This window comes from Vibrio sp. T11.5 (genome assembly GCF_027587155.1).
Classification (GTDB): Bacteria; Pseudomonadota; Gammaproteobacteria; order Enterobacterales; family Vibrionaceae; genus Vibrio; species Vibrio neptunius.
The window spans coordinates 616,122-638,006 of record NZ_JAPPTP010000001.1; the positions used below are offsets into that span (position 1 = coordinate 616,122).

Genomic DNA, 21,885 nt, shown 5'->3' on the forward strand with positions numbered 1-21,885 from the left:
AACAAATGGGTTCCATTGTTTATTATTTAATTTCAGTGAAAAACTATGTTTAACTTTGCCAATTTTTATCAGTTAATTGCCACAGATACACGCCTTCAACCGTGGCTGAATGTTTTGCCTCAACAACTAACCGAGTGGCAAAATGCAGAACATGGTGATTTTGGTCGCTGGCTAAAAGCGCTGAATAAAATCCCCGAAGGTTCACCTGATCAGGTTGATCTAAAAAACTCTGTCACTATTGCGAACGATACACCATTTCATACTGGTGAGCTTAAAAAGCTAGAAAACCTGCTTCGTACATTCCATCCTTGGCGTAAAGGCCCATACCATCTACACGGTATCCATATTGATACAGAGTGGCGCAGCGATTGGAAGTGGGATCGTGTTCTACCACATATATCACCTCTGAAAAATCGCAGTGTACTAGATGTAGGTTGTGGCAACGGCTACCACATGTGGCGCATGCTGGGTGAAGGCGCGCGATTGTGTGTTGGTATAGACCCATCCCATTTGTTCCTAATTCAGTTTGAAGCAGTACGCAAACTAATGGGCGACAACCAACGCGCACATCTGTTACCTCTGGGTATTGAGCAACTGCCGAAGCTTGAAGCCTTCGATACGGTGTTTAGCATGGGCGTGCTTTACCATCGACGTTCTCCACTCGATCATCTCATTCAACTTAAAGACCAGCTTGTCGCGGGTGGCGAGCTTGTATTGGAAACATTGGTCATTGAGGGTGATGAAACCTCCGTTCTGGTTCCTGTAGATCGATACGCCCAGATGCGTAATGTGTACTTTTTTCCTTCAGCCAAAGCCCTCAAAGTGTGGCTCGAGCAAGTTGGCTTCGAGGACGTACGCATTGTTGATGAGAATATCACCTCTATCGGTGAACAGCGCACAACCGAATGGATGACTCACAATTCTCTGCCTGATTATCTCGATCCGAATGACCCAAGTAAAACGATTGAAGGGCACCCTGCCCCACGTCGTGCGGTTCTCGTCGCGAAAAAACCTAATTAAGACTAATTATTGACAGACTCTTAACTTTTTAGGTCCTTCAAATACTTAATCTGAACCTTAAAAGACTCTAAAATCTAGGATGCTCCGTGCATCCTAGATTTTGCGGTGCATCACTAATCATGACTCAATAAGTCTTAGACAGGTAATGTGTCTTGTGAGCAAAGTGAGGGATGATTTAAACTCTCAATGTATAAACAACTTAATCTAATTCAGGATTTTCAATGTTTACCAAATTGACTCCGGTCATTTCGATTGCCCTACTCTCTGGCTGCACCCTCACCAACAGTGAGCAGTATCATCAAGAAACCCTTGCAGCTATCCAATCTTCAGAAACCAACCTCACTCAAAAACTTTCCTTTTTGGAGCAAAAAGTCAGCAATCAAGCCGAACACATTGAAAGCCTACAAACTAAAGTCGATTTGTTAGACAAAGAACTGTTCAAATTTAAAACGGAAGCCATGGCAGAAGTGAAAAGAAACCGTGAGCCTATCGTCACGCCCGCTCCTGTAAAGCTTGCTTCTACACCTTCACAAGAGTTGGTATTGGGTGAAATAGAGAGAGTCAGTATTGATTCCATCAAGCAGACATTTGACAGTCGCATTGATACTGGAGCCGCCACTTCCTCACTCAATGCTGTTGACATTGAACAATTTGAACGTAACGGCAAAAACTGGGTGCGCTTCCATTTGTCCGATGGCGTCACGCCATTGGATGATACAAATTGGATTGAAGCTCCGATTATACGTTTTGTAAAAATACGCCAATCGACAAATGATGAGACGGAACGCAGAGCTGTAGTCGAATTATGGGTAAGATTAGGCACGATTCACGAAAAAACACAGTTCACTTTGGCAGATCGCTCACAGATGACCCATCCTGTGTTACTAGGTCGTGAATTTATCCGTGATATCGCAGTGGTGGATGTAAGCAAGAAGTACGTCCAAAAGGAAGTTGAACAAAAACAATAAGGTAGCTTATGACGTCTAAAGTCCCTTTTTACATATCGGTCGTCCTGCTGATTATTGCAGGCATCGCTTTAAGCCTGTTTAGACATCAGACTTACGGCGTTCCATGGACTCCAGGGGAAACCCGTCAGGTTTGGGATATTGAAGCTCGTATTGAGTTCAATGCCCAAGCCAAACCTGTTAAGGCGTCATTGGCCGCCCCTCAAACTCAAAATGGATTCACACGGATCAGTGAGTCATCATCGTCACCAGGCTACGGAGTGTCATACGTCAAGACTGACACTGGTCGTCGTGCTGAGTGGTCTGTTCGCCACGCTGTCGGTCCGCAAACCATCTACTATAAAGCCCAATTCCTCGTTGACCCACAAGCAAAAGTAGAATCGAAAGCGCCGAATAAAGACATCACACCGCCTACTTTTGACGGTCCGACAGAAGCCGCGGCAGTTTCGTTAATTGAACGCGCTAACAAACGCTCTGCTGATGACATCACATTTGCTCGCGAACTGATTAAAATCCTCAACGACTCGGACAGTCAGAACGCAGCACTCATTCTGAACAAGATGTCAAAAGTGGAGGCGGTTGATAAGATCCTCGCATATGCCGAAATACCGAGTAAAGTTGTCGGTGTTGTTGAGTTAGAGGATGGTCGTCGACGTCAGACTATCCAGCAAATGAATCAGGTCTGGGACGGCAAAGCGTGGAAACTATTCAACCCTGAGAATACGAATAAAGTGATCGCTGATAACATCCTAATTTGGGACGAGTCTAATGTATCACTGCTTGATATCATCGGCGGTCAAAACAGCCAAGTTCACTTCTCGATGATCGCTCAGGAAGTCTCACCAAAACAGGCCACACTGGACAAAGTCGAAGCAGATCGTCTGCTTAACTTCTCTATTCATAGTTTGCCACTTGAAGAGCAAGCGATGTTTAAAACCATCATGCTAATCCCAATCGGTGCACTTATCGTGGTTTTCCTGCGTGTCATCATTGGTTTGAAAACCTCAGGTACATTCATGCCAGTTTTGATTGCCGTTGCGTTTGTTCAAACTCAACTCCTAACAGGTATCGTCGGCTTCTTGCTGATTGTTGGTACAGGGCTGGTAATTCGAAGCTATCTGTCGAGGCTCAACTTACTTCTGGTTGCTAGAATTTCTGCCGTGATTATCACGGTCATTATGATCATCTCCGTTTTCACTGTTGTGGCGTTTAAGATTGGTTTGACCGAAGGTCTATCAATTACCTTCTTCCCAATGATCATCCTTTCTTGGACCATCGAACGGATGTCGATTCTATGGGAGGAAGAAGGCGCTAAAGAGGTGGTATTACAGGGTGGTGGCTCATTGGCGACTGCCGTGCTGGTTTACCTAGCAATGACCAGCACTTACATTCAACATCTGACCTTCAACTTTATTGGCCTTCAGTTGATTGTTCTCGCCGGCATACTACTCCTTGGGACTTATACCGGTTATCGCCTAACCGAATTACGTCGCTTTAAGCCACTAGCGGAGGACTAAACGATGCTCACACGTTTTACTTCGCAATTTACATCGCCAGATAAGCTTCGTCATAAAGGCATTATGGGGATGAATCAACGTAACCACAGCTACATTGGCCGTTACAATGATCGCTCTAAATATCCACTGGTGGATGACAAGCTCAAAACCAAGATTATTGCTCAGCAACATGGAGCAACTACACCGAAACTCATTGGTGTGATCAGTAGCCAGGTTGAAGTCAAAACCATTCATAAAATGGTGAAAGAGTGGCCTGGTTTCGTTATTAAACCTGCCCAAGGCAGTGGTGGTAAAGGTATTTTGGTTATCACTTCTCACAAGGATGGTACCTATACCAAGCCCTCAGGCACGACGATCAACCAAGAAGATGTCGAACGCCACATTAGTAACGCACTAGCGGGTCTTTTTTCACTCGGGGGGAAGAACGATGTCGCGGTTGTTGAAAATCTGATCAAGTTTGATAGCTGCTTCGACGGATTCAGTTATGAAGGTGTACCAGATGTACGTATTATTGTTTTCAAAGGCTACCCTGTTATGGCAATGATGCGTTGCTCCACAGCCGCCTCTGATGGTAAAGCAAATTTACACCAAGGTGCAGTCGGTGTCGGTATTGATATCGCGACAGGTCGCGCAGTAAGAGCTGTCCAATTCGACCAACCTATTACACACCACCCCGATACGGGGAAAGAACTCGCTACGTTACAAGTACCCCACTGGAAGCGATTACTCACATTGGCTTCAAGTGCATGGGAAATGACAGGTCTGGGTTATATGGGTACTGACATGGTACTCGACAAAGAAGAAGGGCCAATGGTCCTAGAGCTCAATGCTCGTCCGGGATTAGCCATCCAAATAGCGAATGGAGCAGGCTTGTTACCTAGGCTTCATCACATCGAAGGCTTGGGCTTAGGGATGGAGTACCCCAAACCTGCCGAACGTGTCGCTTATGCCGCCAAGCAGTTTGGTATATTCGCCAAAGAGGTGACAGACTGAGCTTTCGATGATTCAGAAACCACGACATGACGCAGATACTGAAAGCATGACCGGTGACGCATCAGACACTGACGCTAAACAAAAAAATACCCGCTAACTCAGCGGGTATTTTCTATCAGCTTGTCTTTATAGCTCTTCAATCAGTTCTTGAGCTTCCGACTTATCTTGATCCGCTTGTCCAAAGCCTCTTAGACCAACCACATGAACATGCTCATGGTCTTTAAATACTTTACGTACGAGCTTGTAAGTGGTGCCCTTCTCTGGGCTGATGTTTTCTGGTGCCGCAATCAACAACTGCATGTCCAGACGGTCACATAGCTCAAACAGAGTCGAAATCGACTTAGCATCCAAACGCGCAGCCTCATCTAGGAATAGCAGTCGACAAGGAACAATGTCTTTACTGCGTAGACGACGAGATTCTTCTTCCCAGCTCTGAACCACCATCAGAAGAATCGACTGACCAGTACCGATCGCTTCACCCGTAGACAACGCACCAGATTCAGCTTGGAGCCAACCATCTGAGCCACGGCAGACTTCAACACTCAGCTCTAGGTAGTTGCGGTAGTCCAGCAGCTCCTCACCCAGGACTTGAGGACTACGTTGTCCCATATCAATATGTGGGTTAACGCGCTGGAACAATTTCGCCATCGCTTCTGAGAAGGTGTAGCGAGAGGTCTCAAACAAGTCTTTGTGCTGCTCTTGCTGCGAAGCTAGACCATGAAGCAAAATGTCGTGGCTTTCACGAATCTTCACATTCAAGCGAACACCTTTTACCTGACCAAAGGCAATGTTCGACAAGCCTTGGTTGAGCATGCGGATGCGGTTTTGCTCACGCTGAATTGTTTTCTTGATGATGCTAGCAACAGATTCAGAACTGATCGCAAGACGATTTTCACGTTGCGTCAGCTCTTCGGTCAATCGCGCCAGCTCCACTTCCATCTCTTCAATGGCCTCAACTGGGTCATCAGTATGGATGATATCTTGACGAATGCGTTCACGCAGATGCTGGTACACTGCAATATAGAATAGGACTTTACGCTCAGGACGTGCATTGTCTTCTGACAAACGTAGGGCATCACGTAAGTCATCATTGTCTGCCACCGCCAGACGCAACGCTCCCAACGATTTATCCGACATCGAACGCAGTTCATCCGCTGACATATAGGCCAGTTCACGTTTATGCAAACGGCGTTCGACATCGTTTTCACGTGCTAACCGCAGTACGGAACACCAGCCAGCTTTGGCTGCAACCACAAAGGTGCGCAGTTCAATGTACTCTTTCTGAACCTTCTTAAGACGCTTTGCTAGGCCTTTCATTTCTAGCTCAGTCGAGGTGATGGTACGCTCGTATTCACTCTTACGACTGCGTGACGTATGCAGACGTTCCTGCAGTTCATCTCGACGACGCATGGCTCGCTCTTGTGCGCCTTCATCAGCCGTTACACCAAACTCTTGCAGCTCTTGCTTGAATTCTTGAACCGTTTCCTGCTTAGCCTGATGAGAACTCTTCAGCGATGCCAAGACCTGGTTGTACTGGTTCATCTGACCTTGAGATTGCTTCAGCTCGTCACGCGAACGCGTACGCTGCCTCTCTGCTTCAACAAGCTTGCCTTTAAGCTGCTCACTCAGTTCGCTACTCTTGTTGAGTAAATCAACGGAGTCAGAGTAAGCAAAGTAATGGCGACGCTCCACTAAGTCAGACAACGCAAAGATCTGTTTCTTCAGTTCTTGTAACTGAACATCCGCTGCCTGATATTCGGCTTCTAGTGCATCAAATTGCTCCGGGTCGGCTTCAAGCGCTGAGGCGATTTTTTCCAGTTCAACGACTGTTTTCCCGTGGCTGCTCAAAAATGCTTTCGCTTCAGACAGCTGAGCGATTTTCGCTTCAAGCTCTTCGAAGCGCAATGTCAATGAGTCATCTTCAATCAGCGCCATCATTGGTGCTAATTTATCCAGCGAGGACAACGCCTGCTTACTCGCTAACAATTGAGAACGTTGCTGCTGCTCTTTGGCATCCAAATCTGCCAATACTCTTGACACTTGATTACGCTTCTCGCGAGCAACTGTCAGTGATTGCTCTGGATCTGCTTCAAAGGCAACTTGTATGTGCTTCGCCACGAAGTTATTGAATGCCTGATATAAACGCTGCAGTTTTTGTGAATCAAACGCCGCTTTCGCATGCTGTTCAACGACTTCTTCACGTTCATCACGTAGCAGCTCTAAACGTTGTTCACGCGCGGCACGACCAAACAGAGGAATTTCTGGGAAACGTGAGTAACGCATCTGGCGATCGTTCATGCGAACACAAACCGCCCCTTCTAACTCTTCGGCATCAAATGAGCTGTCATCAAAGGCGTCAATATCACCTTCAATGATGTAAAGGTCTTCAGGGCAATCGTCAAGCTCAACCAGTTTTTCTTCAATACCCGTTAAGTCAGACACCACAATCGCATGACGAGATGGACCGTACATCGCACTGAAATAAGGCGCATCGCCAATGGTGATATCGTCATAAATCTCTGACAACAACACACCACCTAATGTGTCAGCTAAGCCTTTCAAACGAGGATCATTGGAGCCACCCGGTGACGCTAACCGCTCAATTTCATTCTCTAAGTGAGCACGGCGCTCAGCGAGCTTTTCTTTCGCCAGTGACTGTTGCTTTTCCTGCTCAAGTACTGCTTGCATGTGAGACATAACCGCTTGGCTGTCATACAGATCAGCACCGCTTTGCTCTTTGAGCATTTCCAGTGCGTCGTGAGCGGCAATCCAAGTTGGCGCAATGGCTTCAAGCTTTTTGATTTCGCTAGCAGAATCCTGCTCTAAGCGACGCTGTTCGCTGCGTTGCTCGCGTACCTCCTCCTGAGCTATCTCAAGCGATTCGACCAGCATAGCGTGGCGTTCACGTTCCTGCTCAAAGGTTAACTCATCAACGAGCTCAGCACGATGTTGCTTCTGATACGCGTCGACTAATTCACGAGCCTGACGCTGTTGATTGAGATTACGCTCTAGATCTCTGTGCTGTGCTCGCCATTGTTGTTCATTTTGTGCAATTTGCTCGGCATCTCGCGTTTGACGAATCGACTGCTTTGCAACTTCAGCGGCATTTTTACGCTCCACTGAATCGCCAGCAATCTTACGAACCAAAGTAAGCGCCGTCTCAAACTGCTCAACGGCGGCTGAAGACATATCCAGTTTGTGTTTCACCGACAGCAAAGCCGCCGTGCTTTCTGATTCCTGAGTTTTCAGCTCAGACACCAAATCCTGCGCACGCTCAGCAGTAAGATCTGCATCACCCAACAAGTTTTTGGCTTTCTCTAGCGCTTGAACTGCCTGTTGGTATTGAAGTGCGCGGGTTTGCTGAACGTCCAACGCTTGCTGATAATCCGCTAACTGAGTCTTTAAGCTGTCTACCTCTTCTTCCGCAACTGTCGCTTGCTCCTCCATCATCAGAACACGCTCTTGCGCTTCTTCAACGACCATCATCTGTTCTTCAAGTCGTTCACTCAGCTCTTCAAGGTCTTCTTGATAGCGCTCGATCTTTTCCTGCTGACGCAGTGCATTCTGTACAAGCTGTAAGTGGTCGGAAGCCGCTTGGTAGTCCTGTTCTAGAGCCGATTCGGATTCCACCAGCAATTCAAGCTCTTCCTGAACACGATTAAGTAAGCTATTTTGCTCAACCAGTGTTTCGCGAGAGCCAAACAATTCAGAGCGCAGAGACAGAGTCTGCTCAAGCATATTACGACGATCATTGGCATGACGCATATAGTCAGCCGCCACGTAATTGGTCGATTCAGTGATCAGATGTTTAAACAGATCTCGATCTGCTTGAGTGGTTTTAATCGCTTCAAGCGTCATGCGGTTTTCGCGCAGCGCCGACTCCATGTCCTGAAAGGCTTTCTTAACACCACCATTTTGAGGCAGTAGATAATCGCGCAATGAGCGGGTAATCGCACTCGAAATACCACCGTACAGAGACGCTTCAATTAAGCGATAGAACTTAGAACGGTCACTGGAGTTACGCAATTTCTTAGGAATCACGCCAAACTCAAACATTTGCGCGTGGTAATCGACGATGGAATTAAAAGTCTTAAGTTGCACACCTTCATGTTGCGCGACTGACTCTTTGATTTCGTTGATCTGACGAACACGCGCTTGAGTAGCAGAAACACTTTCAATCAGGATATCGGTCGGCTTCACACTGCTTGGCAGCCCTTGAATCACGAACGGTTTGATATCCACTTTCTTATCACGACCCGCGACTTGCTGCAGCTTCACCGCAAACAGTAAGCGTTGATTGCGTGAGTTCACCACATCCAGTGCCGCATAACAGGCACCTGGTTGCAATTTACCGTAAAGGCCTTTGTCACGTGAAGACTGGCTACTGCCCGCTTCAGTCGTATTTCGGAAATGCAGCAGTGTTTGGTCAGGTATCAAGGCTGTAATAAATGCCGCCATTGTTGTTGATTTACCTGCCCCATTACCTCCTGATAACGTGGTAACTAAGCCATCAATGTCAAAAGTACGCGCAAAGAAGCCGTTCCAGTTGACCATGGTCAGCGATTGATATTTACCTCTTTCAATCATGCTTCACCTTCTTCTAATTTTTCTGATTGAGATGACTCATCACCTTGTTCTGATTCTGTCAGCAAGCTGCCTTGGCTTGGTTCTTTGGTATGCACCACAGCTTCACCATCACGGATCAAGCGCAACTGCGCTTCGCGCATGTCGTCTCCGACACGAACATCAGCACCAAAGCGGAATACTGATTCACTGATACTGAATTTACCGGTTTCACCAATATTGATGATCATGCCCAGGCGGCGTAAACGGCGCAGAGAAGTGCGGACCTTTTCAAACAGTTTTTCTTTATCTAAATCTGAACCAGTCGCGCGGTTAGTCACCAGCTTCATCAGCTTTTTCTCATCGGATAAAGCCAACAGCTCTTCATACAGTTCTTGATTGGTAAAGATTCCCTCATGCGCTAAACGCTCTGGGCTTAGGTAAAGGAAACACAACACCTTGCCCACCAGCATATCGAGCTCAGACAGCACACTGCGATTAATCAAGGAAGTAGAACGAGGGCGAAGGTAAAAGAAGCCTTCTGGTGCTTTCACCAGTTCAGTGTTGTAGCGTTGGTAAAATGAAGACAGCTCAACTTCAAAGTCAGACAGTAGCGCATGATTGTCGAGGTCTTCGGTAGAAATATGGCGTCCAGCACGAAGCATACTGTCTAACGCCGGGAAAAGTGGGTTTGAAATCGCTTTTGCCAGATTCTCTGACATGTAATCATTAGTATCGGTCGATGACATTTGCTTGTACCTTTGCTCCGTATTCGTTAATTGCCTGCCAATCTGGTTGAATCGCTTGATAATCCGATTCGGAGTAACCCAGACGTACGGCTTGATCTATGACGATACGGGCTAAATCGAAATGATGTGTGCGCGGATGCTGTGATAAATAGTCGCGTAATACGGTTCCAAGATGGATAGCGGTACCCTGCTCTTTATGCACTTTGAGCATGTCACCTATGCGCTCAGAAAGCTCATCATTCACTTGTTGGAATTCTTCATACTCCACTTCCAATGGCACTTGACCAGTCACTTCATCATCTCGAAGCACCAGCGCTTCATCGCGGAGATCGACTAACCTTTCTGCATCGGCATAAGTCAGATACCAAGGTGTGTCGAAGTAATCTTTGACTGACTGACGCAAACGCGTGCTGAAGGCACGGTTCTTATCCATGTCAATGGCGGTGCGGATAAATTTATGGACGTGCCTGTCGTAACCAATCCATAAATCAATCGCTTGTTGGCCCCAGCTTGTGATGCGATCCAATTTCATCTGCAAGCCAAACAAGGCCTCCTCAATAAACTCTAGGTCATCTTGTCCGTAAACAGTTTCTTGAATATCAAGGATTTGAGTTTGTAGCTCATCACTGGCTGCTTGTAATGTATCTTGCAGCTCGCGCAAGGTGCTAGACGTTTCAGATAACAACTCTTCACAGTTGTTGATCGCTTCACGCCAATCTTTATTCAGGAGCTCGGCAATCTGCACTTTAACGGATTGTTGCTGCTCATCCATCACACGTTGGTTGAGATCAATTTGATCGAATATCTCACCAACGGAATATTTGAGCACACCATAAACGTTCTTTTTCCAGTGGCCCGGCGTCCCGCCTTGCCGAGCAGATTCAATCGCTTTCGCCATTTCATCCGCCACCATCGACAACTGGATTGAGAGGCGTAACTTAGAAAACTCACGATGGCGAACATAATAGTCCGTAATCCCAATCGCAAGCGGCGACAAACGATAAATACTTGCTCCATCGTTCACTTCACTGGTGAAGCGGCTAATCAGCCTCTGCTTCACCATCTCATTAATTGCATTGTTGGCCCGAAAAGCAGACGCTTCTCCGGTATCCTCAAATAATCGAGTGACGATAGTAAATGCGTCATGCAATTCACCTTCACCCAACTCTTCATCAAACCTCTCATTGCTAAGCACTGCAATAGCGATGAGAAATGCGAGACGTTCAGTCGGCAGGTTTAATGAGAAATCGTGCTGCTTAACCCAGCCAACCAATTCATCGATTGGTTGCTCAGCAGCGTTGAGAGTCATCTCACTCATTATTATTCCTGTTCTTCTTTCTTTTTGGCCCATACATGTATGTAACGGCCTAGCGAGAGGTAAGGCTCTTGTCGACACAACTGTCGCTCAAGCGCCACTACATCTTCTGTCTTATAGTCGCCCATGTATTCCCTGTTGCCGATGTAATCACTGAAACAGCGAATACCAGCTTTGCCACCGATCTCAAAACCAGCGTCTTCGATCCACTTGTAGACTTCTTCTGGTTTAAGCCCTTTTTGCGGCTGCAACTTAAATCGTTTTCGATGTGGCATGCCATCTAACACATGAGGAATATTGCCACAAACCACATTCTTGTATACCAGACCATGATGGTTGTAGAACATAACGGACGCAGCACCCCCTGGTTTAACCTGCTCAAGTAATGTTTCAAGAGCGGATTTGGGGTCCACCAACCATTCCATGACAGCATGAAACATCACAACATCGACGGGCTGTTCCAGATGCTCTGCAATCTTCTGTACTGGCGAATGAATCAGCCGATACTGCTCAAGCAAACCGTTTTTTTCAATATCCTGCTTGGCTAGTTGCAGCATTTCCAAAGATAGATCACATAAAGCAATGCGATGTCCGAGTTTAGCCAGCTTTTGCGACATTTGTGCTAAACCGCCACCAGCATCCAGCACGTTAAGGCTTTTCCTGCTACCATTAATCGCACCAAGTAGTTGTTCAAGTTCTTCCCAAACAATAACTTGGCGTATCTCTCCTTTGTCGGAGCCGTAGATGTTTTTTGCAAATTTGTGGGCAATATCGTCGAAATTGCGGTCTTCAGTCACGGCAGCTTAGGTTATCATGTCGAGTCGTGCTGCTATTCTGTCATAAGAAAGGCAGATATAAAGAGGGATTCTCTTAAATTAAAATCAATTGGTGTTTTTTCGGACTATTTATGTATGTTTGAGCTGAAAAAAGTAGTTTCATCCCTTTTAATGCCCTTGCCAGCATTGCTGATCATCGGTTTTTTAGGCCTGATGCTGATTATGTTTACAAGGAAGCAAAAAACAGGCTGTTTTGTTGTTCTATTCTCTTTCATTGGCATTTTTCTCATTTCGTTCCAACCCGTTTCGTCTCGTCTTCTGATGCCGCTTGAAAGGCAGTATTCAGCCTTTTTCCCAATCGATGGGAAGATCGATTACGTAATGGTGTTAGGAAGTGGCCATGTAGTAGATGATAAAATCCCACCAACCTCTGAGCTCAGCCGTACTGGCTTGATGCGCCTAGCGGAGGGCATTCGTATTATGCGCATGTACCCTGGTTCTAAACTGATTCTATCTGGATACTCTGGAGGTTCTGAAGTGAGTAACGCTCGCATGATGGCAAAAGTTGCCCTAGCGCTTGGCGTTTCAAAACCAGATATTTTGTTGCTGGAGTCAGCCAAAGATACTTGGGAGGAAGCAAGACAAGCGGTGCCAGTGGTTAAACGTGACAATCTGGTCGTCGTCACGTCCGCCAGTCATATGAAACGCGCTCTGCACGAATTTCATTCTGCTGGTCTTAAACCTTACCCAGCTCCAACCAACTATCTGGCTCACAACAAGGTAACCCAAGCTTGGGCAAAATACGCACCTAAAGCCGTGTATCTCGAGCAAACTGAACGCTATTGGCATGAGACGCTGGGACGGATCTGGCAGTCACTTCGCGACTGGGCAACAAATTACGAAGAGCCATCCGATAACGATGTATAATAAAAAAATACCGAGGATATACCTCGGTATTTTTTAGTTGTCTGTTTAACTCAGTCACCCGCAAACATATACCCTTCACCATGAACAGTCACAAAAATTTGTGGATTTTTAGGATCAAACTCCATCTTAGCGCGCATCCGGCGAATTAACACATCGATCGTGCGATCATTAGGTGCATCAACTCTATGACTGATCATATTGAGTATACGTTCTCGGCTGAGTACTTGGTTCGGATAAGAGGAAAGAGCGACTAACAGCTCATATTCGGCTTTGGTCAGTTTTACTGGTTCGCCATTTTTGCTTAGAGCGCGACGAGGAACATCAAAGGTCCATTCAGCAAAACGTATCACATTGCCTGTATTTTTTTGCTGTTCATCGACATCAATGCCACGACGAGTTGCGGCAATGCGCCACAATAGGTTCTTAACACGAACAAGCAATTCACGCAGTTCAAACGGCTTGGTGACATAATCATCTGCGCCCATTTCTAGGCCTACGATTTTATCAATGCTATCCGTGCGACCCGTTACGAGAATAATTCCAATGTCTGATTGACTGCGAAGTTCACGTGTGAGCATTAACCCATCTTCACCGGGAAGGTTGATATCCAGCATCACCAAATCAACTTCATCACTTTGTAGCGTGTCGCGCATTTGCTCGCCGCTTTCAGCTTCACTGACTTGGTAACCCTCGTTTTGAAAGTAGCCAACCAACTTGCTGCGAGTCACTGTGTCGTCTTCAACTACTAATACGTGATAGCTCATTTACACCACTTACTTACATTTGGAATTGTCTTCGTTTGTATTCTATTCATAATCAGTAACAATTCTAGTGTTTGTCGTCCTATCAAGGGGAAACCTGAGTGTTTATTGATTCAAAACAAAACTAGTCTCAGGCATTAATAACTTTGCACTTTTGCACTCAATCTGAAACAACACCCATTATCGCTATTCATTTTTATTGGTTAAACTGGAAAGCAGAATTTTCAGGAGTCTGAACTCATGCAAGAACTTAAAGCATTCAACGAAAAACGCGCTGAAATATACTGGTGGTTGTCCAGCTTATTTGCTAAAGAGCTAACAGAAGAGGATCTTCAGCAGTATCAATCTGTAGAGATCCGTTCTTTTCTAACAGGGCTGGGGGAAAACTCTCACCTGAAACCAGCCATAGATAAACTAGTCATTGCGCTCAATCGTCTTATCGATCGTGAAGATGCTCAGCTTGAACTGGCCGCAGACTTTTGCGATTTGTTTCTCAAATCAAACAAGGACTCAGCACTGCCTTACGCTTCGATATATATCGGCAACTCTGGCCTTCTCAATGACCAACCAGCCGCAGACATGGCGGAGTTGATGGCTAAACATGGCATTGAGGTAGACAAAGGGCTGAATGAGCCCGCAGACCACCTAGCGATTGAGCTCGATTTTTTGGGCAACCTGATTATCCAAGCTAACGAGCTAGATCAAGAACGCCACATGGAAGATTCATTTGCCGAACAGGAAGGATTTATTCAACAACATCTCCTGAGTTGGGTGCCACAATTTAGTAAGCATTGCGAAACATTGGACAAATTTGGCTTTTACTCTGCGGCTGCTTTGCTACTGGTTACGTTTCTTGAACTCGACTGCGCCTACTTAAGAGGTGAGTAACCTTGTTATGAATGTGTGATACAAAACTTATTACACCTTCTTTTTGTTTGCTCTTCTTTTGTTTGCGGTCTAGAATCGTGACCGCAAACGATAAAAATGAATGAACTAGAGACAAACCGCTGAATTAAGCGGTTTTTGTGTTTCTGATACTTTCTGCCAATTTATTCTACAATCTGAATATACCTCCTGGCAGTCATCGACAGGACAGAACCTTATGGCCACTATTAAAGATGTGGCACGCCTAGCTGGTGTGTCAACTACAACAGTTTCTCACGTAATTAATAAGACACGCTTTGTTGCCGAGGCGACACAAGAAAAGGTAATGGAAGCGGTCACGGAATTGAATTACGCACCAAGCGCCGTCGCACGCAGCCTGAAGTGTAATACTACTCGTACTATCGGCATGCTTGTTACTCAATCGACCAACCTATTCTTCTCTGAAGTCATTGATGGTGTAGAAAGCTATTGTTATCGTCAAGGCTACACGTTGATCTTATGTAACACTGGTGGCATCTACGAGAAACAACGCGACTATATCCGTATGCTCGCGGAAAAACGTGTCGATGGCATTCTAGTTATGTGTTCTGACCTAACAGAAGAACTCAGTGAGATGCTAGACCGTCAGAAAGACATTCCTAAAGTAATCATGGATTGGGGGCCTGAAAGCTCTCAAGCCGACAAGATCATTGATAACTCAGAAGAGGGGGGTTATCTTGCGACCAAATACCTAATAGACAACGGGCATAAAGATATTGCTTGTCTAAGCGGTCACTTCGAAAAAGCGGCCTGTCAGGAACGTATCTTAGGCTTCCGTCGTGCAATGACCGAAGCCAATCTTTCCGTCAACGAAGATTGGATTCTAGAAGGTAACTTCGAGTGCGATACAGCGGTGTTGGCAGCCGATAAAATCGTCGCCATGGACAAAAAACCATCAGCAGTGTTCTGTTTCAACGACACCATGGCACTAGGTTTAATGAGCAGACTGCAGCAAAAAGGTGTTCGTATTCCAGAAGATGTTTCTGTGATTGGCTATGACAACATCGAACTCGCCGAGTATTTCTCACCACCACTCACAACGGTCCACCAACCTAAACGACGCGTTGGTAAAAATGCGTTTGAAATTCTTCTCGAACGCATCAAAGACAAAGAGCATGAAAAGCGTGTATTTGAAATGCACCCAGAAATTGTAGTACGCGATACTGTGTGCAAATTCAACAAATAGCAGTGTGAAACGCCCGATTAATAACTCAATCTATTAGTCGGGCCTATCATTCAGGCGCAATTTAATTGAACCAAGATCACATTTGATCAATAGAGATGTGATACTTGCCTCAAATTTTATTTATCCTTAAGATGTTCGACTAATGCCACGAACAGGGCAAACCACTCGAAAGAGTGGGACGCAAAGCTTCCGGCCTGACTCAGGAAACTGAAAGGTAGCGGGGTTGCCGATGGGCAAAGATGCAAACGATTCGTATCGTTTAAAACACAACACTACAATTCTCACTTTTGAGCGAACATTGTAAATGTATGAGTTTTAATCTGGTATGACACCTTATTGACACTTTATCTGCATTATTTTGCTAATCTCTCGGACCTGAATTTGGTGGCGTATAATAATATACACCGAGATAACACAGCATGGATAAACCAATACTTAAAGACTCGATGCGACTTTTTGACCCACTTGGTCGTATAAAATCGCGTTCGATGTTCGGCGGATTCGGAATCTTCGCAGACGACACAATGTTCGCATTGGTAGTTAACGATATGCTCCATATCCGCGCCGACGACAAACTGGCTAGTCAATTTAAATCTGAAGGCTTAGAGCCCTATGTTTACAAAAAACGAGGCTTCCCGGTCGTAACCAAATATTTCGCTTTAACCAACGATGTCGCCTCCTGCCCCACCCGCGCGATAGAGCTAGCGCAGAGCGCACTCGAAGTCGCTAAAAAAGAAAAGACATCTCAAGCGAAAACTCGACCTAACCGCCTTAAAGACCTCCCTAACCTCCGTCTTGCAACTGAACGTATGCTAAAGAAAGCGGGCATCGATAGCGTTGAAAATTTAGAGGAAACAGGTTCAGTTAAGGCATTTAAGGCGATTCAAGCCACTCATACCGCAGACGTGTCCTTAGAATTGCTCTGGGCGTTGGAAGGCGCAATCAATGGTAAGCATTGGTCCGTCATTCCACCTGAACGTCGACAGGAGCTGGTCAACATACTCAACAGCTAATCAAGAATCGATGAAAAGCCAACCAGACGGTTGGCTTTTTTATTGGCTGTGAAATTTAATCTTTGCCAAACAGTTCTTATTTGTTAACAATTTAAATGAGCGCAATGTGTCTGCTGCTCGAAATAGAGGAAGTCGTTATGAATAAGAAACTTGTGTTGGGTATCCTGTTGGTCGGCCTGATCATTTTTCTCGGAGTCAATTTCGGTCAATACCTAACGTTAGAAAATGCCAAATCACAACAAGTTGCATTATCTGCATACATCAACAGTAATTTTACCTTAGCTGCGGCTATCTACTTCCTGGCTTACATCGCTATCACTGCGTTTTCCATTCCAGGGGCAGCAGTAGTCACACTACTTGGCGCCGCTCTATTTGGGTTTTGGACAAGTTTGTTACTCGTTTCATTTGCCAGCACCATAGGAGCAACATTAGCCTTCTTGAGTAGCCGCTTCCTGCTACGTGATTGGGTACAAAGTAAGTTTGGCGACAAACTGAATGCCATCAACCAAGGTGTCGATCGAGATGGGGCTTTTTACCTGTTCTCGTTGCGCCTCATACCTGTGTTTCCATTTTTTCTCATCAACTTACTCATGGGTCTGACACCTATTTCAACGGCTCGATTTTATCTCGTTAGTCAGCTAGGCATGCTACCTGGTACAGCGGTATACCTGAATGCAGGTACACAATTGGCACAGATAGATAGCTTATCAGGTATTGTCTCTCCATCAGTATTGGCCTCATTCGCTCTTCTAGGACTCTTCCCTGTGATTACCAAATGGGTGATGGGAAAAATTAAAGGGTCACCACAGACACGAGATGGGAGCCCGTCTTGAAAATATTCACCGCTAACAACCCTCCTGAAGCTCACATCATTTGTGAGCTTCTTAAGTCCAACCGAATACATTGCGAAGTGAGAGGAGAAGGTATCTTCAGCCTGCAAGGAGAGATCCCATTCGGAGAACATTCGCAGCCTTATGTATGGTTAATAGACCTTCAAATGAAAAAGCGCGCAATCGCAATCATTGAACAGTTTCATCAACAAACCTGCGCGGGCAATGAATGGTGCTGTGGAGAGTGTGGGGAAGCTAACGAAGCTCAATTTGGTGTATGTTGGCAGTGCGGAGCTGCAAGCCCTACTTAAGTAGCCTGACTCTTGATAAACTCGATCGAGTACTGGTTAAATGCTTCAGGGCGCTCGACATTACATACGTGACCGCAATCTGGGATCTCCAACAATGTACTCGTTTTATGCGCAGCAACCATTTCTTTAACTGGTCGAATGAACATATAATCTCTTTCCCCCATTAAGTAGAGCGTTGGGATAGGCAACTCACGTTCTTTAAAATAGCGCATGAGAGGATTCACGTCTGCTGTAAGAATAAACCAGCGCTTGAACTCTTTTTGGCAAAGCTTCTTAGCCTCACGAATAAATAGATGGCGAGATTCTTTCTGAGTGCGTTGTGGCATGACGATATAAGCAAATAGGCTGTACAGCCACATGTAAGGCACAATATGCTTACACATATTCCCTAACCTCACCAAAACTTGAGAGCGTGTATTAAGGCGTGTTACTGCACCTCCCAGAACCATTGACTTAACTCTTCCCGTCGACATTTCTGCTAAATTTCGCACGATGATGGTCCCTAAAGACATGCCCACAAAATGAGCCGACGTTATCTTTAGATGATCGAGTACTTTGAGAATATCGGCCGTGACAGCTTTAAATGTATAGCGATTGGAAATCAGTTCTTTCAAAAAAGGGCTAGATTTTCCGTGTCCTCGCAAATCAACAAGTAGCAGATTGAAATGCTGCCGGTAGGCTTTGATCTGTTTGAACCAGATCGATGAACTCCCCCCAGCACCATGCACAAAAACAACCCACTCATGACTGGTTGGGTGCAAATATGTTTTATGGAAAAGAAGCGTTTCACTCATAGAGTATTCAGTCAACGGGTTCGAAATTCATGTGTCGGCAGAGTACCACAAACTCAATTTATTTTACGTCAGTTTATGTCAATTGAGCTCAGAATTACCAGAAATCACGCTTAGAATTGAACAAAAAGAGCGTCTAATAGACGCCCTTTTTCATAATATAGAGATTATTTGAGGGCACTAAGATACAAGCTTAAATACTCATCAGCCGACTTATCCCAACAAAAATCCTGCTGCATAGCATGCAACTGAACGCGTTTTAATTCATTCGGTTGCTGGGCAAAGAGTAGTAAAGAACGTTGTAGAGTGAGCAATAATTCTTTGGGTTCTGGTAAGCGGAACACAAAGCCAGTCGCGGTATCAGGATCAGCATCATAATCATTAACACTGTCTTTCAAGCCGCCTACTCCACGTACGATAGGCAACGTGCCATAAGCCATGCTGTATATCTGATTTAAACCACAAGGTTCAAATTCCGATGGCATAAGGAAGAAGTCAGACCCAGCTTCCACCAGATGAGCCAATTCGTTATCGTAGGCCTCTATAAACTTGAACTTATCACTGTGTAAGGCTTCGATATCTTTAAGCTTAGATGCCAGAACTGGGTCACCTGTACCGACAATGACTAGCTGAACCTCATAACGCAAAAACTGGTCGAGTATTGGCAGTAAGTAATGGACGCCTTTCTGGTTCGTCAGGCGGCATACCATGCCATACACTGCACCGTCATTTTTCGCTAAACCAACGCGCTCCTGAAGAGCTCGCTTACATGCCTTCTTTCCTCTCACCATACTCTGACGATTGGGTTTGTAGTTAACTGGTAGATACTGGTCGGTTTCGGGGTTCCAAGCTGAGTAGTCACAACCATTCAATATACCCACTAAGTCACTCTCTCGATGTTTGAACTCAGCAGCCATACCATGGCTACCTAGTTCTGTTTTGAGCTCTTGCGCATAGGTGGGGCTGACCGCATTGATCTTATCTGCATTCATCACGCCCGCTTTCAGCATAGTAACATGTGTTGAACTCACTGCGGCATCTGGTGCGTAACGAGTATGCATTTCAGGCAAAATCTGAAGCTCCTCATAACTGAACACACCTTTAAATACTGCATTATGAACTGATAAAATACTTTTTGTTTGTTCAAAAAAAGCTGTGCAACCATATCGGTGTTTAAGCAGATAAGGAACCAATCCCGTATGCCAGTCATTTGCGTGTATAATATTGGGTTGAAAACTAAGCTTAGGCAGCATATCTAGACACGCTGCACTGAAAAAGGCAAAGCGTTCGCCATTATCGCTATACGCTTGATTATTTTCCGCGTACATCTCCGGGCGTTCAAAGTATCGCGGGCAGTCAATGGCGTATACGGTAAGCTCAGCAAGGTTCAATGCTTTGACGCTGTATTCTGTATGTGGCCAGTGATCCAGATTCGTCTCAAGCACGGTAGGTGCCAAGTCGATATGAGGGATTTTTTGATAAGCTGGTAGGGTTACTCGTACATCTTGTTTAAGTCTAAGAAGAGCCTCAGGCAGTGCCTTGGCAACATCAGCCAAGCCACCACTTTTAATCAGTCCTTCAACTTCCGATGCTACAAACAGAATAGATAAATTCTCAGTAGCCAACTCGCGCTCCTTTTGGTATGACGACAATTCCATCGTTAGACACGTGGAAGTGCTTTTTATCTTCCATTAGGTTTACACCAATTTGTGTTCCCGGTGCAATATCCGCGTCTTTATCAATGATGACACGACGCAATATACAGCCTTCGCCTACTTTCACGTCGCCTAAAAGGATACTTTCGCTAATATCGCACGTAGATGCAATGTTACTGCGGAACCCAAGTATAGATTTTTCAATTCGAGAGCCACGAATATAACTTCCATTGCACACTAAACTGTCGATGATCTGCACACGGCCATTATCTGAGTCAGAAAAGGTCGCTGGTGGAAGGGCTGGGTAGAAGGTATGCAAAGGCCACTTGCGATTGTATAGAGAGAATGGCGCATCTTTCTCAAGGAGATCCATATGCGCTTGCCAATATGCGTCAATCGTACCGACATCACGCCAGTACACTTCTTCTTTTTCGCCAGTAATACGGTTGGTGCTGAAATCATAAACAAACACATCACCGCGTGGAAACATCTTAGGAATAATGTCTTTGCCAAAATCATGGGACGAATCCGGATTGTCTGCATCTTCAATCAATTCTGCAAACAGTGGCTGAGCTTCGAATACGTAGTTACCCATGGACACTAAAGCGTACTGAGGATCACCAGGAATCGGCTTGGGCTGTGCTGGCTTTTCCTCAAAACCAATCATTCGCCCCTCTTCGTCAACCTCTATCACTCCAAATTCAGACGCTTCAGATAAACGCATACGCAGCGCAGAAACTGTCAGTGAGGCTTGTTTTTCTTTATGGAAATCTAGCATCTGCTTGATATCCATCTTGTAAATATGGTCCGAGCCAAAAATGCAAACTTGCTCAGGTTCAGCCAGTTCCATGAAACGTAGGTTTTGATAAATCGCATCAGCCGTACCTTCATACCAACGTTTCCCTGTACGCATTTGAGCAGGAATTGGGTCTATAAATCGATCGGTGATACCGCTGATATTCCAACCTTTCTTAAGGTGGTGAAACAAGGATTGAGATTTGAACTGAGTGAGTACATAGATGCGCATTAAATCTGCATTTACGAAGTTGTTTAAAGCGAAATCAATCAGGCGATAACTACCGCCAAAAGGAACCGAAGGCTTGCTGCGAGACTCTGTCAACGGACGCAGGCGAGAGCCTTCTCCCCCAGCTAAAATCATTCCTAAAACACCAGCCATTATTTATTCTCCATAATAATTTTTTAATTCTAGATAAGTTGTTATTTCGGGGACTTATCTTTGTCTTCCTAGCTACTAGCCTGATCTCAAAAAACACACGATATGGGATATTTAACTAGCCATTCATACATAAATTAACTTTATAATTCATCTGTTATTTATTCTTTAAGTGTGCACAAGGTTTACTATAAATTACCGTATTTCATTAATTTTACAATTTAAAAGATGCCATACCTTGAACGCGACAAAGTTTGCTTTTTGCTGCCCTGAAGTAAGTCACAGAATCGAGCCCAGATAATACAAGCCTTTAACACTAAGCTTACACAGTAGTCACTAAGACCTCTTTTTTACTTTCAAGATGATATGAAGGTGAGATGGCAGTTTAGTGAATCTCATACATGACGATTTAATC

18 protein-coding genes and 1 riboswitch are annotated in these 21,885 nt (G+C 45.2%); of the genes, 10 read left to right on the top strand and 8 right to left on the bottom strand.

What is annotated here, in order from left to right; translation table 11 throughout:
* Positions 1-45: 45 nt before the first annotated feature.
* The 4 genes from cmoB to OH455_RS02905 all read left to right on the top strand — a co-directional run bounded on the left by cmoB (position 46) and on the right by OH455_RS02905 (position 4,495).
* Complete coding sequence (cmoB, locus tag OH455_RS02890) at positions 46-1,020, top strand: tRNA 5-methoxyuridine(34)/uridine 5-oxyacetic acid(34) synthase CmoB (protein ID WP_206368933.1); 975 nt, start codon at positions 46-48, stop codon at positions 1,018-1,020.
* Between the two features lie 221 nt (positions 1,021-1,241).
* Positions 1,242-1,988: an ATP-dependent zinc protease family protein gene (locus OH455_RS02895; RefSeq protein ID WP_269980281.1), complete on the top strand. Its 747-nt coding sequence runs from the start codon at positions 1,242-1,244 to the stop codon at positions 1,986-1,988.
* 8 nt (positions 1,989-1,996) lie between these two features.
* Positions 1,997-3,502, top strand: coding sequence for an inactive transglutaminase family protein (locus OH455_RS02900; protein WP_269980282.1), 1,506 nt, complete (start codon positions 1,997-1,999; stop codon positions 3,500-3,502).
* 3 nt (positions 3,503-3,505) lie between these two features.
* Positions 3,506-4,495 carry an alpha-L-glutamate ligase-like protein gene (locus OH455_RS02905; RefSeq protein WP_269980283.1) on the top strand — a complete coding sequence of 330 codons (990 nt, stop codon included), beginning with the start codon at positions 3,506-3,508 and terminating at the stop codon, positions 4,493-4,495.
* 126 nt (positions 4,496-4,621) lie between these two features.
* Here the strand turns inward: OH455_RS02905 and mukB are convergent, their stop codons facing one another.
* From mukB to cmoM, 4 genes are read right to left on the bottom strand one after another with little or no spacing between them, the layout of a single operon-like run.
* A complete protein-coding gene (mukB, locus tag OH455_RS02910; RefSeq protein ID WP_269980284.1) occupies positions 4,622-9,082 on the bottom strand; it encodes a chromosome partition protein MukB in 4,461 nt (1,486 codons plus the stop codon).
* The gene (mukE, locus tag OH455_RS02915) at positions 9,079-9,807 is read right to left on the bottom strand and encodes a chromosome partition protein MukE (protein WP_269980285.1); all 729 of its coding nucleotides are present in this window, start codon (positions 9,805-9,807) and stop codon (positions 9,079-9,081) included. The genes mukB and mukE overlap by 4 nt, the downstream gene beginning before the upstream one ends.
* A complete protein-coding gene (gene mukF, locus OH455_RS02920) occupies positions 9,788-11,125 on the bottom strand; it encodes a chromosome partition protein MukF (protein WP_269980286.1) in 1,338 nt (445 codons plus the stop codon). Before mukF ends, mukE begins: the two co-directional genes overlap by 20 nt.
* 2 nt (positions 11,126-11,127) lie before the next feature.
* On the bottom strand, positions 11,128-11,919 hold the full coding sequence (gene cmoM, locus OH455_RS02925; RefSeq protein ID WP_269980287.1) for a tRNA uridine 5-oxyacetic acid(34) methyltransferase CmoM: 792 nt from the start codon (positions 11,917-11,919) through the stop codon (positions 11,128-11,130).
* Positions 11,920-12,033: 114 nt separating this feature from the next.
* On the opposite strand from cmoM, the gene elyC reads away from it, so the two are divergent.
* A complete protein-coding gene (elyC, locus tag OH455_RS02930) occupies positions 12,034-12,825 on the top strand; it encodes an envelope biogenesis factor ElyC (protein ID WP_045976762.1) in 792 nt (263 codons plus the stop codon).
* Between the two features lie 50 nt (positions 12,826-12,875).
* On the opposite strand, the gene torR is transcribed toward elyC, so the two are convergent.
* The gene (gene torR, locus OH455_RS02935; RefSeq protein WP_269980288.1) at positions 12,876-13,589 is read right to left on the bottom strand and encodes a two-component system response regulator TorR; all 714 of its coding nucleotides are present in this window, start codon (positions 13,587-13,589) and stop codon (positions 12,876-12,878) included.
* Between the two features lie 237 nt (positions 13,590-13,826).
* Between torR and torD the strand changes: the two genes are divergently transcribed.
* The 5 genes from torD to OH455_RS02960 all read left to right on the top strand — a co-directional run bounded on the left by torD (position 13,827) and on the right by OH455_RS02960 (position 17,850).
* Entirely contained in the window at positions 13,827-14,474 is a 648-nt protein-coding gene (gene torD, locus OH455_RS02940; RefSeq protein WP_269980289.1) for a molecular chaperone TorD, read from the top strand.
* A 214-nt stretch (positions 14,475-14,688) separates the two neighbouring features.
* Complete coding sequence (purR, locus tag OH455_RS02945) at positions 14,689-15,696, top strand: HTH-type transcriptional repressor PurR (protein ID WP_269980290.1); 1,008 nt, start codon at positions 14,689-14,691, stop codon at positions 15,694-15,696.
* A gap of 145 nt (positions 15,697-15,841) precedes the next feature.
* Positions 15,842-15,927: riboswitch (cyclic di-GMP riboswitch) on the top strand.
* 188 nt (positions 15,928-16,115) lie between these two features.
* Positions 16,116-16,709, top strand: coding sequence for a TfoX/Sxy family DNA transformation protein (locus tag OH455_RS02950; protein ID WP_045976758.1), 594 nt, complete (start codon positions 16,116-16,118; stop codon positions 16,707-16,709).
* 137 nt (positions 16,710-16,846) lie between these two features.
* The gene (locus OH455_RS02955) at positions 16,847-17,542 is read left to right on the top strand and encodes a TVP38/TMEM64 family protein (RefSeq protein ID WP_045976837.1); all 696 of its coding nucleotides are present in this window, start codon (positions 16,847-16,849) and stop codon (positions 17,540-17,542) included.
* On the top strand, positions 17,539-17,850 hold the full coding sequence (locus OH455_RS02960; protein WP_269980291.1) for a putative signal transducing protein: 312 nt from the start codon (positions 17,539-17,541) through the stop codon (positions 17,848-17,850). Before OH455_RS02955 ends, OH455_RS02960 begins: the two co-directional genes overlap by 4 nt.
* Here the strand turns inward: OH455_RS02960 and OH455_RS02965 are convergent.
* From OH455_RS02965 to glgC, 3 genes are all read right to left on the bottom strand, one after another.
* Positions 17,847-18,644 carry an alpha/beta fold hydrolase gene (locus OH455_RS02965; protein WP_269980292.1) on the bottom strand — a complete coding sequence of 266 codons (798 nt, stop codon included), beginning with the start codon at positions 18,642-18,644 and terminating at the stop codon, positions 17,847-17,849. The genes OH455_RS02960 and OH455_RS02965 overlap by 4 nt on opposite strands.
* A 164-nt stretch (positions 18,645-18,808) precedes the next feature.
* Positions 18,809-20,266 (bottom strand): glycogen synthase GlgA, encoded by a 1,458-nt coding sequence (gene glgA / locus OH455_RS02970; RefSeq protein ID WP_269980293.1) that lies wholly within the window; start codon positions 20,264-20,266, stop codon positions 18,809-18,811.
* A complete protein-coding gene (gene glgC, locus OH455_RS02975) occupies positions 20,256-21,473 on the bottom strand; it encodes a glucose-1-phosphate adenylyltransferase (protein ID WP_045976754.1) in 1,218 nt (405 codons plus the stop codon). Before glgC ends, glgA begins: the two co-directional genes overlap by 11 nt.
* Positions 21,474-21,885 lie beyond the last annotated feature (412 nt).

Excerpts from the sequence above, each read along its gene's own strand:
- cmoB (WP_206368933.1), top strand. The coding sequence starts at position 46 with ATGTTTAACTTTGCCAATTTTTATCAGTTAATTGCCACAGATACACGC.
- OH455_RS02895 (WP_269980281.1), top strand. The coding sequence starts at position 1,242 with ATGTTTACCAAATTGACTCCGGTCATTTCGATTGCCCTACTCTCTGGC.
- OH455_RS02900 (WP_269980282.1), top strand. The coding sequence starts at position 1,997 with ATGACGTCTAAAGTCCCTTTTTACATATCGGTCGTCCTGCTGATTATT.
- OH455_RS02905 (WP_269980283.1), top strand. The coding sequence starts at position 3,506 with ATGCTCACACGTTTTACTTCGCAATTTACATCGCCAGATAAGCTTCGT.
- mukB (WP_269980284.1), bottom strand. The coding sequence starts at position 9,082 with ATGATTGAAAGAGGTAAATATCAATCGCTGACCATGGTCAACTGGAAC.
- mukE (WP_269980285.1), bottom strand. The coding sequence starts at position 9,807 with ATGTCATCGACCGATACTAATGATTACATGTCAGAGAATCTGGCAAAA.
- mukF (WP_269980286.1), bottom strand. The coding sequence starts at position 11,125 with ATGAGTGAGATGACTCTCAACGCTGCTGAGCAACCAATCGATGAATTG.
- elyC (WP_045976762.1), top strand. The coding sequence starts at position 12,034 with ATGTTTGAGCTGAAAAAAGTAGTTTCATCCCTTTTAATGCCCTTGCCA.
- torR (WP_269980288.1), bottom strand. The coding sequence starts at position 13,589 with ATGAGCTATCACGTATTAGTAGTTGAAGACGACACAGTGACTCGCAGC.
- torD (WP_269980289.1), top strand. The coding sequence starts at position 13,827 with ATGCAAGAACTTAAAGCATTCAACGAAAAACGCGCTGAAATATACTGG.
- purR (WP_269980290.1), top strand. The coding sequence starts at position 14,689 with ATGGCCACTATTAAAGATGTGGCACGCCTAGCTGGTGTGTCAACTACA.
- OH455_RS02950 (WP_045976758.1), top strand. The coding sequence starts at position 16,116 with ATGGATAAACCAATACTTAAAGACTCGATGCGACTTTTTGACCCACTT.
- OH455_RS02955 (WP_045976837.1), top strand. The coding sequence starts at position 16,847 with ATGAATAAGAAACTTGTGTTGGGTATCCTGTTGGTCGGCCTGATCATT.
- OH455_RS02965 (WP_269980292.1), bottom strand. The coding sequence starts at position 18,644 with ATGAGTGAAACGCTTCTTTTCCATAAAACATATTTGCACCCAACCAGT.
- glgC (WP_045976754.1), bottom strand. The coding sequence starts at position 21,473 with ATGGCTGGTGTTTTAGGAATGATTTTAGCTGGGGGAGAAGGCTCTCGC.